Origin of the sequence: Nonomuraea sp. PA05, from assembly GCF_008086045.1 — a bacterium.
Classification (GTDB): domain Bacteria; phylum Actinomycetota; class Actinomycetes; order Streptosporangiales; family Streptosporangiaceae; genus Nonomuraea; species Nonomuraea monospora.
On the sequence record NZ_VSEY01000052.1, the window covers coordinates 1 to 13,663 of the forward strand.

The 13,663-nt window shown below is 72.2% G+C and carries 10 protein-coding genes; 7 read left to right on the forward strand and 3 right to left on the reverse strand.

All coding sequences use genetic code 11. From position 1 onward, the window contains the following. Positions 1 to 90: 90 nt before the first annotated feature. From FXF51_RS51435 to FXF51_RS51450, 4 genes are all read left to right on the forward strand, one after another. Positions 91 to 2,454 carry a glycosyl hydrolase gene (locus FXF51_RS51435; RefSeq protein WP_262380444.1) on the forward strand — a complete coding sequence of 788 codons (2,364 nt, stop codon included), beginning with the start codon at positions 91 to 93 and terminating at the stop codon, positions 2,452 to 2,454. A gap of 89 nt (positions 2,455 to 2,543) precedes the next feature. Further along, the gene (locus tag FXF51_RS51440) at positions 2,544 to 3,224 is read left to right on the forward strand and encodes a hypothetical protein (protein WP_148442169.1); all 681 of its coding nucleotides are present in this window, start codon (positions 2,544 to 2,546) and stop codon (positions 3,222 to 3,224) included. Between the two features lie 57 nt (positions 3,225 to 3,281). Beyond that, positions 3,282 to 4,997 carry an OPT/YSL family transporter gene (locus FXF51_RS51445; protein WP_187415027.1) on the forward strand — a complete coding sequence of 572 codons (1,716 nt, stop codon included), beginning with the start codon at positions 3,282 to 3,284 and terminating at the stop codon, positions 4,995 to 4,997. A 129-nt stretch (positions 4,998 to 5,126) separates the two neighbouring features. Then, a complete protein-coding gene (locus tag FXF51_RS51450; RefSeq protein ID WP_262380440.1) occupies positions 5,127 to 5,975 on the forward strand; it encodes a hypothetical protein in 849 nt (282 codons plus the stop codon). Between the two features lie 53 nt (positions 5,976 to 6,028). Here FXF51_RS51450 and FXF51_RS51455 read toward each other — a convergent pair whose 3' ends face one another. The 3 genes from FXF51_RS51455 to FXF51_RS51465 form a co-directional block, all read right to left on the reverse strand. Further along, positions 6,029 to 7,294 carry an RNA polymerase sigma factor gene (locus tag FXF51_RS51455; RefSeq protein WP_148442171.1) on the reverse strand — a complete coding sequence of 422 codons (1,266 nt, stop codon included), beginning with the start codon at positions 7,292 to 7,294 and terminating at the stop codon, positions 6,029 to 6,031. Between the two features lie 18 nt (positions 7,295 to 7,312). After that, complete coding sequence (locus FXF51_RS51460; protein ID WP_262380441.1) at positions 7,313 to 7,717, reverse strand: YciI family protein; 405 nt, start codon at positions 7,715 to 7,717, stop codon at positions 7,313 to 7,315. Between the two features lie 118 nt (positions 7,718 to 7,835). Next, a complete protein-coding gene (locus FXF51_RS51465; protein ID WP_148442172.1) occupies positions 7,836 to 8,495 on the reverse strand; it encodes a DUF998 domain-containing protein in 660 nt (219 codons plus the stop codon). 175 nt (positions 8,496 to 8,670) lie between these two features. Between FXF51_RS51465 and FXF51_RS63590 the strand changes: the two genes are divergently transcribed. The 3 genes from FXF51_RS63590 to FXF51_RS51480 all read left to right on the forward strand — a co-directional run bounded on the left by FXF51_RS63590 (position 8,671) and on the right by FXF51_RS51480 (position 13,655). Then, complete coding sequence (locus FXF51_RS63590; RefSeq protein ID WP_222871845.1) at positions 8,671 to 11,556, forward strand: helix-turn-helix transcriptional regulator; 2,886 nt, start codon at positions 8,671 to 8,673, stop codon at positions 11,554 to 11,556. Positions 11,557 to 11,637: 81 nt separating this feature from the next. Next, entirely contained in the window at positions 11,638 to 12,141 is a 504-nt protein-coding gene (locus FXF51_RS51475) for a hypothetical protein (protein WP_148442174.1), read from the forward strand. Between the two features lie 206 nt (positions 12,142 to 12,347). Then, entirely contained in the window at positions 12,348 to 13,655 is a 1,308-nt protein-coding gene (locus tag FXF51_RS51480; protein WP_148442175.1) for a pectinesterase family protein, read from the forward strand. The last annotated feature ends 8 nt before the right edge of the window (positions 13,656 to 13,663 follow it).

Below are 13,663 nucleotides of genomic sequence, written 5' to 3' on the forward strand. Positions count from 1 at the left end.
GGCCCCCGCCGACCCCCCCCCCCCCCCCCCGCCCCCCCCCCGCCCCCCCCCCCCGCCGCGGCCGATCCGTCCGGCAGTGAGTTGCTGCTCGTGCAGGCGGCCAGGATCGCCCCCGCCCACTCCACCCGCGACGAGACCGGCCTCGACCCCGCCTCCCTCCGCCCCGTCCCCCTCACCGATGCCGGAACGATCAACTGGACCGCCCCCGCCGACGGCGACTGGCTCCTCATCTCCTACTGGCAACGCGGCTCCGCCCAACGCCCGGAATCGGGCCCGCACACCACCCCCGAGTCCTACGTCGTGGACCACTTCAGCCAGGCAGGCACCCAGGCGGTGATCGACCACTGGGAATCGGCGCTCCTCACCCCCGCCATCCGCAAGCTGCTCAAGCGCTCCGGCGGAGCCCTGTTCGAGGACTCCATCGAGATCGAGACCGACGCCCTCCCCTGGACACCGGCCCTCCCCGCCGAGTTCGAGCGCCGCCGCGGCTACCCCCTCACCGACATCCTGCCGGTGGTGATGCTGGCGGACGAGGACCCGGTCTTCGCCTACGACCCCGTCCTGACCCGCCGCGCCCGCAAGGACTACTGGGACACGGTGTCCGAGCTGTTCAACGAGCACCACTTCACCGCGCTGCGCGACTGGGCGCACTCGATCGGCCTGCGGTTGCGGGCGCAGCCGTACGGGCTGCAGACGGACGCGATCGAGGCCGCGGCCATCGTGGACGTGCCGGAGGGCGAGTCGCTGGGGTTCAAGAACCTCGACGACTACCGCTGCCTGGCCGGGGGCCGGGACGTGGCGGGGCGGGAGGTGCTGTCCTGCGAAGCGGGGGCGTACCAGGGCGGGGCGTACACGACGACGTGGAAGAAGCTGCTGCGCACGATGGGCGGGGCGTACGCGGCGGGTCTGAACCAGACGGTGCTGCACGGTTTCTCGTACGCCGACGCGCCCGGCGCCGGGTGGCCGGGGTTCGCGGCGTTCACGCCGTACAACGGCACGGTGGGGTACGCGGAGTCGTGGGGCCCGCGCCAGCCGACCTGGGACCACATCGCCGACATTTCCGGATATTTCGCGCGAATTCACTTGATCATGCGACAGGGTGTGCCTCGCGTGGACGTGGCCGTCTTCCGGCAGACCGGGTACACGAAGACCGGCATCGGCGCCTCCTGGTTCACCGCGAGCGGCGTGCCGAGCGGCTGGACGCACCAGTTCGTCAGCGGGCCCGTCCTCGACCTGCCCGGCGCGCGGGTCTCGGACGGGCGGCTGGGCCGGCCCGCGTACCGGGCGCTGTTCGTGGAGGGCGACCGCTTCTACGCCAACGCGTGCACGATGACGCCGGGAACGGCGAACCGGCTGCTGGAGTACGCGCGGTCGGGCCTGCCCATCGTCCTGCTCGGCGCGTGGGAGTCGGCGTCCGTGCCGGGCGTGCCGCGCGACGGCGCCGACGAACGCCTGCGCGCGCTGCTGACCGCCCTGCTCGCCGAGCCCACGGTCAAGACGGTCGCGACCGCCGCCGAGGTGCCCGCCGCTCTCTCCGCCCTCGGCGTACGCCCCGATGTCCGGTACGCGACCCCGTCCACCCTGCTCACCATGCGCCGCGTGGACGGCGAGGTGGACTACTACTACCTGTGCAACGGCAAGCACCAGGAGAACGCCAAGCCACCCGTGACCGCGATCGACCACGACGTCACGCTGTCCCGCACCGACCCGAACGGCGTCCCCTACCTCCTCGACCCGTGGACGGGCGGCATCTCCCGCGTCGCGCACTACAACCAGGACGGCGACGGCATCCGCCTGCGCGTGACCCTGCAACCGGGCCAGGCCAGGATCGTGGCCATCGGCCGTCCTGGCCTGTTCGGCGACCGCGGGGGACGGCGGGCGCACGCCACCGCCACGGACGCCGACCTGGTGCGCTACGACGGAAGCCGCCTCGTGGTACGGGCCGCCGAGGCGGGCACGTACACCACCATCCTGTCCGACGGCCGCACGCTCACCTCCCGGATCGGCCCCGTCGCGGCGCCCACCGAGCTCGGCGCGTGGCGGCTCACGGTCGAGGACCGGGGGCCTGCACGGGCCGTGCGCTCCGTGACCCTCGACCGGCTCGTCCCCTGGTCGCAGATCCCGGAGCTGGCCGACGTGTCCGGCGTCGGGACGTACACGGCCACGGTGCAGGCGGACGGCCCGGCCTACCTGGAGCTGGGCGAGGTGACGGACACCTGCCGGGTACGCGTCAACGGCCGTCGCCCCGGCCCCGTGGACCAGCTCCACCCCGTCCTCGACCTCGGCCCTTACCTCCGGCGCGGCCCCAACACCATCGAGGTGGAGGTCGCCACCCCGCTCGGCAACGCACTCCGGGTCGCGGACCCGGCCGTCTACGGCGGGCTGACGCGGCAACCCTACGGGCTGCTCGGGCCGGTCAGGCTGGTGCCGTACGGGGAGGCGCCGCTCGAATGACCCCGCCCCGGGACCGGCACCCCAAGAATCCGGACCGCCTGCCCGCCTTCTGCTGATCCCCCGGCCACACCAGACCCACAGTGTCGGCCATGACCGACTTCACTCCCCGTTCCCCCTCTTCCGATGACCGGCCCACCGACCAGCCCACCATCCAGTCCGATGACCAGGCCGCCAACCAGGACGCCGGCCGAACCCCCGGTCGGGGCGCCGCGCCCCGGCCCGGTTGGCTGCGCGCGCCGGCCGCCCTCGGACGCCGCTGGCCGACCTGGCTGGCGCTCGCCTGGGCCGCCTTCAGCCTGTCCGACGTCACCGACGGCCTGGAGTACACGATCGTGTTCGTGGTGCCCGCCGCCGGCTACCTGTTCCTCGCGGTGGCCGACCGGCGCCGCATCACCTGGGCGGTGGTGCTCGCCGCCCTGGCCACGGTGGTGATCCTGCGCGTGCTCGGCATCGACCCCGGCCCTCCGCTGGCACTCACCGTGATCGCCCTCGCCGCGCTGGGGCTGATCAACGGACGGCTGCGCGGGCCGCACCTGTACGCCCTGCAGACGCCGGGCGCACTCGCCTTCATCGCCTACGGCCTGCTGGTGGTCTCCGTACCTCCCGTCGCGGGAGGCTTCCTGGTGGCGGCGGGGCTGCTGGGGCATGCGGCTTGGGACGCGTACCACTGGCGCGCGGACAAGATCGTCGCGCGGTCGTTCGCCGAATGGTGCGGCATGCTGGACCTGACGCTCGGCCTGGGCCTGCTGGTCATCCTCCTGACCGGTTGACCAGCCTCCATCGCGGCATGCAGCATGGCACTTCCGGGTACCCCGAGGAGCCGCGTCATGGCCAGGCCTCCACCCCGGGCATCGCCCGGCGACGAACCCCCGCCGGCCTCCGCCACCGGTCCACGCAGGCCCCGCCGCCTGACCTTCACGCCCATCGTGCTCGGGCTGGGCCTCGGTAGCTGCCTCAGCGCACTCAACGTCATCCTGGCGTTCAAGGTCGGAACCGGCTTCGGCGGCGCGATCGTGACCGTCCTGCTCGGCGGCGCCGTCCTGCGACTGCTGCGGGGGCTGCACTGGCGGACGCTCTTCCTCACGTACGCCATCGCCTCAGGCGGCACCCTGGCCGTCACCGCGATCGACACCAGCATCGGCGCCGGCCTCCTGAGCGGCGCCGCACCACCGCCCTGGCCCGCCCTGATCGCCCTCGGCCTGACCGCGAACCTGCTGGGCCTCCTCCTGGGCATCCTCCTGGCGCCCTCGATCATCGACGACCACGGCCTGCAGTACCCGGCGCTGTGGCCCGTCATCGACCTCATGCACGCCCTCACCGGCGAACGCGACCACGAAACGACGTCCGGCCGGCAACGCCTGATCCTCATCGGCGCCGCCGTCGCAGCCGGCCTCTCCTTCGCAGCGACACTCGCGAACCGCGCCTCCCTTCCGCTTGCGCCCGGCCTGTCCCCCTACCTGGCCGTATCGCTGTCACCGATGCTCTTCGGGCTCGGGATGCGCATCTCCGGGACGGCCGCCGCCTGGGTGGGGGCCGGTGCGGCGTACTCCTTCGTCGTGTGGTGGCTCGGGTCGCCGCAGCGGGCGCCCGCCTACATCGAGCACCTGGCCTCGCCCTGGATCCTCGCCGTCGGGGTGGGCCTCCTCCTGGGGTACGCCTGCGGCTTCCTCGCGAAGTTGTCCGCCGGAAAGCTGCGCGGCTGGAGGCAGGGCGTCGTCACCGTCACCAACGCTGACGCCGGCTTACCCGCACCCGGCAGGAGCCGCCGCCGCTGGAAGGCGACCCTGGCCGGCACCGCAGTGCTGCTCCCGATCGCGATCGCGGCATCGTCCCCATGGCTCCCACCCACCACGACGCTCATCCTCATCGCCCTGACCCCGCTCTTCGCCCTGCTCCTCAACCGCGTCAACGCCGCGACCGGCATGGCCCCCGTGGGCGTCTTCCAGTACCTGACCCTCGTCGTCCTTGCCCTCCTGCACGTACCAGCGCACACGACGTACCTGCTCATCGCCTTCATCTGCTGCTCAGCCCTGGCCTCCGCCTACTACATCGAGGCCGCCAAGGTCGCCTCCACCTCCCCGGCGGGCCAGCTCCCCGCCAGGCACCGGCTCTTCGCCTACCAGGCGATCGGCAGCCTGGCCGGAGTCGCGACCGGCATCGGCCTGCTCTCCGCGATCACCGAACTGGGCACCCTCGGAACAGCCGACTTCCCCGCCCCCGCCTCAGCCGCCATGAACTTCCTGAACACCCTGCTCAGAGGCTCAACCGACTACACACAGGAGACCACGATCTTCCTCGTCTGCGCGGGTGTGGCCGGCCTGGCCCTCGCCTGGTCCGGCGCCATGCCCACCATGCTGGCTCTCGGCGTCCTGCTCCCGGCCGCGACCTGCGCCGCCATCCTGCTCGGCAGCCTCACGAGGCTCGCACTGGAACGCCGCAGGCACGACCACGGCACCTTCGCCGCCACCCTCGGCTCCGGGCTGATTCTCGGCGGCGGCGTCGCGAACGCCGCCCTCCTGCCGCTCCAGGTTCTTGCCTCATGAGCAGCCGACGCCAAAGCCCGGTCATCATGAACGACCGTCACAAGCAGTGAACAATCCGATACGCTACGCGTCATGCCGTCCCCCCCGCATGACGCTCTCGTCCAATTGTTCACCGATCGCCCTCAGTTGGTGACGGAGATCCTGCGCGACCTCATGCACGTCGAACTGCCCGACACTCCACTCATCCAAAAGGAGCAGCACACCTTCAACACCCGCATCTCCGAGGACATCGAGCCGGACCTGATCTTCACCATGGGTCCGAGACAAAGCCCCCTGCACGTGATCATCGTGGAGGTTCAGCAGGGCAGCGGGAAGAATCCCCTGCAACTTGCTCGCTACGCCGCCGCCGCGTGGCTGCTGCTCAAGCTCAACGTCACAGTTTTGGTCGTCTGCCCGAAGCAGTCAGACGCCGACCACTACGCGCAACCCATCGCCACGGGGCTGAACGGCTACCGCTTCCAGGCCCAGACCTTGGGACCAAGGGACATTCCGGCCATCGTAGACCCTGAGGAGGCTGCGGCCGACCTGCCGCTCGCGGTCATTTCCGTCATGGCCCAAGGCAGCGATCGCAAGGTCATCGAGGCGTTCGCCACCGCACTGAACGACACCTCCGATGAACACGCTACGAAGTACTATGAATACGCGTACAGCATGTCCGGACCCGAAATCCGGAAGATCCTGGAGGAGATCATGACGTCCACCGCCTGGCCCGTCTACAGTCCCTTCGCCCGCGAACACTTCGGTCGAGGCCGGGAAGAGGGCCGAGCAGAGGGCCGGGAAGAAGGCACGGCCAAGGAGGCCGCCGAGGCGGTGCTGCTCGTGCTGGCCAGCCGCGAGTTCAACGTCCCGGACAGCATCCAAGCCATGATCAAAAGCACCAAGGACCTCACTCAATTGCACGATTGGCTCATCCGCGCAGTAGCTGCCCCGACACTCCAAGACGTGTTCGGTGAGCCCGCCGAGCAAGGCAAAGAGTAGGAATCTCCCCGCCCACCGCGACACGTTGATCGCCGCACTCGGGCAGTTCCTGATCAGGTCGGCCGCTTCAGCCCGGCGGCCCGCTTCAGGAACACCTCCCGCTCACGCGCGTTCCGGGTCAGCCCGGCCGCGCGCCGGAACTCGGCGGCGGCTTCCTCCACGCGGCCGAGCTTGGCCAGCAGATCACCGCGAACGGTCGGCAGGTGCGCGTAGTCGCGAAGCGCACGCTCCTCCAGGAGGGCGTCGGCGATCTCCAGGCCCTGGGCGGGGCCGTCGGCCATGCCGACCGCGACCGCCCGGTTGAGCTCGACCACGGGTGACGGCGTGAGGTGGGTCAGCAGCCGGTACAGGGCGGCGATCCTGGCCCAGTCGGTGGCCTGCGGGGTGAGGGCCTGGGCGTGACAGGCGGCGATGGCGGCCTGGAGGCCGTACGGGCCGAGCGTGCCCAGGGCCTCGGCGCGGCGCAGGGCGTCCAGGCCGCGGCGGACGAGGAGCCGGTCCCAGCGGCTGCGGTCCTGGTCGAGGAGGAGGATCGGGGTGCCGTCGGGGGCGGTTCTGGCCGGGAGGCGGCACGCCTGGAGCTCCATGAGTGACAGGAGGCCGTGCACCTCGGGTTCGGCGGGCATGAGGCCGGCGAGCACCCGTCCGAGGCGCATCGCCTCCTGGCAGAGGGACGGGCGCGTCCAGTCCTCGCCCGCGCTGGCCGCGTAGCCCTCGTTGAAGATCAGGTAGATGACTTCGAGGACGGAGGCCAGCCGGGCGGGCAGTTCGGCGGGTGGCGGCAGCTCGATGGGGATCCTCTTGTCGGCGAGCGTGCGCTTGGCGCGGGAGATGCGCTGGCCGACGGTGGGTTCTGGGGTGAGGAAGGCCCGGGCGATCTCGGCGGTGGTGAGGCCGCCGAGCAGCCGGAGGGTGAGGGCCAGCCGCCCTTCGACGGGAAGCTCGGGGTGGCAGGCGGTGAAGATGAGGCGTAGCAGGTCGTCGCCGATGTGGTCGTCGAGGGCGTCGTCGAGCTCGGCCTCCGCCCACTCCTGTCGCAGCTCCATGTCGCGGCCGATCTGTTGCAGTTTGCGCTGGTAGGTGTCGCGGCGGCGGAACTGGTCGATGGCGCGGTGCTTGGCGGTCTGCGTCAGCCAGGCGCCCGGATTATCCGGTACGCCGTTGCGCGGCCATTCCTCGAGCGCCGCCACCAGGGCGTCCTGGGCCAGCTCCTCCGCCAGCCCGATGTCGTTGACCATGCGGGCCAGCGCGGCGATGACCCGGGCGGACTCGATGCGCCAGACCGCTTCGACCGCCCGGTGGGAATCGGCTACCGTCATGCGTCCTGAATATCGCGATCAGGCGGGCGGGGCGAAGTCCGCGGGGCCGAACAGCCGGAGCACGTCGGCCTGCCCCTCCCAGCCCGGCCACAGCTCGTGGTGCAGCCTGACGAAGCGGGAGGCCCACTCCACGGCCTCCTCCTTGGTCCTGACCTCGTACAGGGCGTAGCTGATCATCTCTTTGGCCTCGGCGAACGGGCCGTCGCTGACGATCAGCCGGCCGCCGCCGACCTCGACCCTGGCGCCTTCCGAGCTGGGGGCCAGGCCGCTGGTGTCGAGCAGTGCGCCGGATTCGGTGGCTTCCTGGCCGAGTTTGATGATGGCGTCCATGAGGTCGGCCGGGGGCGGGCCGTCGGGCTGGGCGGTGACCTTGAGGGTGACGAGGTAGCGCATGGTGGCGAAGCCTTTCAGTGAGGTGCCCATGGTGGTGGCGGCAGGGGTTGCGTTCAGGCCGTGGGGGCGGCTGGGAAGCGGGGTTCAGGCGGAGGAGGGCGGTTGGGAGGCGGGGTTCAGGCCGAGGAGGGCGGCTGGGAGGCGGGGTTCAGGCGGAGCGGGACAGGTTCAGCGACATTAGCGACATCCACGTCCAGAGCGCGAGGATGCCGGCGACGAACGCCAGGTTGGTCCAGGCGACCCCGCCGCCGCTCGCGATGCCGAGGAACGAGCCGAGGAAGACGATGCCGGTGACGCGGGAGTACCAGGCCCAGCCCTTGTGGCCGTCGCGGGCGTACCGGGAGGCGATGACCTGGCAGGCCGCGACCGCGCAGAGGAAGCCGACGCCGCCGACCGCCATGTGCAGGGTTCCGGAGAGGGTGATGGCGCCGGGGCCTTCCGGGGTTCCGGCGGGGAAGCCCATGGCGGGGTCGGCGGGGAAGAGGGCGGCGCCGATCATGCTGACGCCGAACGCGCCGAGGAGGATCGGGGCCCACCTCGCGCCGCGTCCCGGGGTGAGGGCGTGGCGCAGGCCCGCGGCGGCGGCGATGGTGGCCAGGGCGGTGAGGACGAAGTTGAGGGTCTGGATCCAGCCGAGGTCGCCGTTGGCCAGGTAGCTCCAGGGGTGGCGGGCCAGGTCGAAGCCCTCCCTGGTGAACGCCTGGGCCAGGGCGACGGTCACGTACATCGGGCCTGCCAGGACACCGCAGCCGAGCAGGAGGCGGTGACGGGAGATCGAGCGGGTCCGGTTGTGAGCGAGCTGGGTCATGGTGAGCCACCTTGCGTTCGCGGGGCCGGTCGGTCCGGCTCTCTGGCATGGCGGCGAACGAGCCGGGCCGTTTTCGACACGCCCCCGAAGTTTTTTCGCGGGCGGGTGCCGCTCTGTGTCGTCTGGCATATGCGCGGCCGGTCCTGCCGCGTCTACTGCTGCCATGGTGATGGGGATGGTGGGCCGTGACGGTGAGACGGCTGTGCTGCTGGGGCTGATCGGCGAGGCTCGGCTCGGCAGGGGCGGGGTCGTGCTGGTCACGGGTGAGGCGGGGATCGGGAAGTCGCGGCTGCTCGCCGAGTGCGGTGATCTCGCTCGTGCGGCGGGGCTGGCGGTGCTGGGCGGGCGGTCGGCCGAGGGGGGTGGCACCTTTCGAGCGGTCGCGCAGGCGCTGGCCGGACGGGCCTCGCCCGGGGCGCTGCCGGAGGAGTTGCGGCCGTATCGGGGGATGTTGGGGCGGCTTCTGCCGGAGTGGGCCGAGCCGGGTGACGCGCCGCCGCCGCACGTGGATCCGATTCTGGTGCTGGGTGAGGGGCTGCTCCGGCTGCTGAGGGTGGTCGGGGAAGACGCGGGCGATGCTGGGGGTGGGGGTGGTGGCCCTGGCGGAGGCGAACACGCGGGTGGAGGTGGTGGCCCTGGCGGAGGCGAACACGCGGGCGGGGGCGGTGGCCCTGGCGGAGGCGAACACGCGGGCGGAGCCGGGGGCGGGTGCGTGCTCGTCCTGGAAGACGTCCACTGGGCGGACGCGGACACGCTCGCCCTCATCGAGTACCTCGCCACGGCCAGCAGCCGATGGCCCGCCCTGATCGTGGTCTCCGCCAGGGACGACGAGCCCGGCGCCCCCGACCACCTGAGCCGCCTCCTCCTGCTGCCGGAGGTGACCACGCTACGACTCGGCCGCCTGTGCGACGCCGACATCGCGGTGCTGGCCAGAGGCCGCGCCGGCACGCTCGCACTTCCCGACGACCTGCTCAGCCACGTGGTGGTCCAGTCCGACGGTCTCCCCTACCTGGCGGAGGAACTGGTGGCCGGGATACTCGAATCGGGCACACCCCAGGTCACGCCCCGGCTCGCCTGCCGTATCGCCGCCCGCCTGACGACGCTCACGCCCGCGCAACGCACCGTGCTGGAGGCGGCCGCGGTGCTCGGCGACGAGGTGGACGCGACGGTGCTCGGGCCGGTGACCGGCCGGCCGGAGCCCGAGGTGCTGGCCGCGCTACGAGCCGCGGACCCGCGGCTGCTGGTGCGGGCGGCGGACGAGGTGGGAGGGCGGTTGCGGTGGCGGCATGCGCTCACGCGCGAGGTGGTGCTGGCCTCGGTGACGCCGCCCGAGCGGGCCGCGGTGGCCCGCCGCGCCGCCGAGGCGCTGCTGAGCCGGGCCGATCCGCGGCACGACGCGCACGCGGCCGCGCTGCTGGCGGCGGCGGGCGAGCAGGAGAGGTCGGCCGGGATCCTGCTCAGGCTGGCCAGGCTGGACCTGGCCGGCGGCGCCCTGCACAGCGCGGAGGACCTGCTGGCGCGGGCGTCCGAGGCGCCGGCTCTGCGGCCGGTCGTGACGATCGAGCAGGTACGCCTGCTGACCCTGCTCGGCCGGCCCCACACCGCCCTGGAGTCCGGTGCCTGGGCGCTGGAGGAGCTGACCGGCGACCGGCATGCCGAGCTGTGCCTGCGGCTGGCCGAGGCTGCCGTCGTCGCCCGGCGCTGGCGTGCGGCCGACCGGTACGTGGAACGCGCCGGACGTCCGGGCGACCCGTGGGCGCTGGTCCTCGCCGCCGATTCCGCGTTCGGGGCGGGTGACCTGCGGCGGGCGGTCGAGTTGGCGGCCGTGGCCGTGGAACGGGCGAAGCGGGCGGGACGCTGGGAGACGGTGTGCCGGGCGTTGACGACGATCGGCCGGTGCGCGCTGGGGCACGACCCGGAGCTGGCGCGCGAGGCGTACGGGCTGGCGGCGCGGGTGGGGGCGGAGCACGGCCTGCTTCCTGCGCGGGTGACGGCGCTGTTCGGGCTCGCCGCGATCGAGTTGCTCGGCTCGCCGGACTCGCCGCTGCTGGCGGAGGCGCGTGAGCTGGCCCGGCGTACGGGGTTGCTGGCCGAGGTGGTGCGGACGGATCTGCTGCGGGTGAACTCGGCCGTCACCGTGGAGGGGCCGCGTGCGGCCCGCGACCTGGCCGTGCGCACGGCAACCCAGGCCGGACGGCTGCGGCTGCACGGGATGCGGGCGGTCGCGGAGGTGTTCGCCGCCATGGGGTACGCGGCCGAGGGCGACGCGCCCCGGATGGAGGCCGTGCTGGCCGACGCGGCGGCCCGTCCTGATCCGCCCGTCGAGGTGGCCGCGCAGGTGCACGCCGCCCGCGGGCTGCTGCACCTGCTGCGGCACGACCTGCCGGAGGCGACCGCGCTGTTCGACGCCGCGTTGCGTGACCTGGTGGGGCGTTGCGAGGCGGGGCCCGTACACCATTGGGGCCTGTGGGCGCTGCTGCGGACGGTCGTCGCCGACCGTGGCGCCGAGGCGCGCGAGACGCTGCGCCGCTCGCCCGCGGTGTTCCGGGCCGCGAACAGGGCGGGGCTGCAGTACGCCGACGCGGTCGCCGCCGGGCGGGAGGGGCAGCGGGAGCGGGCGGCGGCGCTGTTCGCGGACGGTGACAGCACGCTGGCCGGGCACCACTGGTGGCGGCGGCTGCTGCGGCTGTTCGCGCTGGAGGCCGCGATCGCCGACGGCTGGGGCGATCCGGTGCCCGCTCTCCGTACCGACCTGGAGGCGCATCTGCGCGCGGGCGACGCTCAGCTCGCCCGCATCTGCCGCGATCTGCTGCGCGGGGCGGGCGCGCCCACCCGGCGGGGCCGCGGGCTGGCCACGGTCCCGGACGGGCTGCGCGCCGCCGGGGTGACCAGCCGGGAGATGGACGTGCTCGGCCTGGTCGCCGAGGGGCTGTCCAACAGGAAGATCGCCGAGCGGCTGTTCATCTCACCGCGCACCGTGGACACGCACGTGTCGAACCTGCTGGCCAAGACGGCCTCCACCGACCGGGCGGACCTACGTGCCCGGGCCCGCCGTCCTTAACTCGGTGAAAACCACGGATCCGCCGCCACCCCCGCCGCGGCGAAGCTCGTTCACAGAGTCACTCATCTGTGAAGGAGTTCCATGTCCACCGCAACGGTTCGGCGCCGCGTCAGCGCGGCCCTGCTCTGCACCATCGCGCTCTCCGGTCTGACGGTCGCCGCCGCCCCCGCTCAGGCGGCGGTCTCGCACGTCGAGTTCGGCCTGAAGACGCCGCTCGGCACCCTGGTGCTCACGGCTCGCGAGCCTGTGCCCCACTCCAAGGTCGGCTTCACCTTCGACAACGACAGCAGCCTGGCCCAGTGGGCCTTCATCAGGGAGCCGGACAACTCGACAGGCCGGTACGTCCTGCGGCACACCGAGAACACCGGCAACCCGCTCTGCCTCGACGGCCTCCCCGGCTTCGTCACGCTCCAGCCCTGCAACGGCAGGCTCGAACAGCTCTGGACCTACAGCAGCAGCCTCGGCCTGAAGACCTCGCTGACCGGCCAGACCGCCTTCCTGCCGGCGGGCGACGTCCTCAGCCCGGGGACGAACCTGATCACGAGCACGCAGACGACCCGCCTCACCCGGCTCTTCGTGCCCTGATCGCGAACGAACGGGGCTCACAACCCTTGACCCAGCCTGTTGAGCGGTGTCATATATATTCACCGCCAACTATCCATTCGCGCGTAGAGAGGCCGAATGTGAAGGCATCGATCCCCGTTCTCGTCACAGCGCTCGTCTTAGTCACGACCCCGGCAGCCGCGGAGACCGGTCCCCGGTTCTCGGCGCCGGGACGTGGCGGGACCTGCGTGGACGCCCCCCTCACGATCACCTTCCCCGAGCCCGTCACGCTGGGCTCGGCGGGAGCCATCGAGATCCGGCGCGCGGACGGCACGCTCGCCGACCGCATCGAGGCGGCCACCGCCAGGACGGACAAGAAGAACATCGGCCAGGCGATCTCGGACACGGGGCTGCCGCACGACTTCTCGTACGAATCGATCATGGTGGACGGGAGCACCGCCACCGTCCACCCGCACCACCAGCTCGACTACGACCAGCGGTACACCGTCACCGTCGAGGCCGGCGTCTTCGCCGGGCAGGACGCCGCGAGCTGGAGCTTCGCCACCAGGAAGCACCCGCCCCGCAACCTGCGCCACCTGACGGTCTCCGCCTCCGGCGCCGGCGACTTCTGCACCGTCCAGGGCGCCGTGGACGCGGTGCCGACGGGCAACACGCGGCCGGTCACCATCGACGTCAAGCGCGGCGTCTACACCGAGATGGTGTACGTCCGCGAGGACCGGCCGCACCTCACCGTCAAGGGCGCGGGCGCGGGACGCACCGTGATCCAGTACCCCAACAACGACCTGCGCAACGGCGACAAGGCGCTGGTCAACGGCGGTCCGGCCGACGTGTGCCCGCGCCGCGTGCTGGAGACGTCCGACCTGCACAACTGCTGGCGGCAGACGTTCGGCGTGGACGCGGCCGACTTCCGGCTCGCCGACCTCACCGTGCACAACACGACCCCGGACGGCGGCTCGCAGGCCGAGGCCTTCCGGGGGAACAACGACCGCATCGCGCTGGAGCGCGTGAACCTGTTCAGCAACCAGGACACGCTGCGGCTGCAGGGCAAGGGCTTCGTCACCGACAGCCACATCCGCGGGGACACCGACTTCGTGTGGGGCACGGGCACCGTGTTCGTCCAGGACTCGGTGCTGGAGTCCACCGACCGCGGCTACATCTCGCAGAGCCGCAGCGACGCCACGCGGCCTGGCTACGTGTTCGTGCGCACCAGGTTGACGCGGTCGGCCGGGGTGCCGGACGCGTCCGTGGTGCTGGGGCGGACCGCGGTGTGGCGCTTCACCCACAGCCAGGCGGTGTTCATCGACACGAAGATGGACGCGCACGTGGCGCCGGTGGGGTGGCAGATCGATCCGAACGACTGCGCGCAGGCCGGGTCGGCGTCGTTCTGGGAGTACAAGAGCACCGATCTGGACGGGCTGCCCATCGACACCTCGCAGCGGCTGGCCTGCTCGCGGCAGCTCACGGCCGAGGAGGCGGGGCGGTGGAGTGATCCGGCGTTCGTGCTGGGTGGCTGGGATCCGGAGGCCGGGCGTTGACGGAGGGA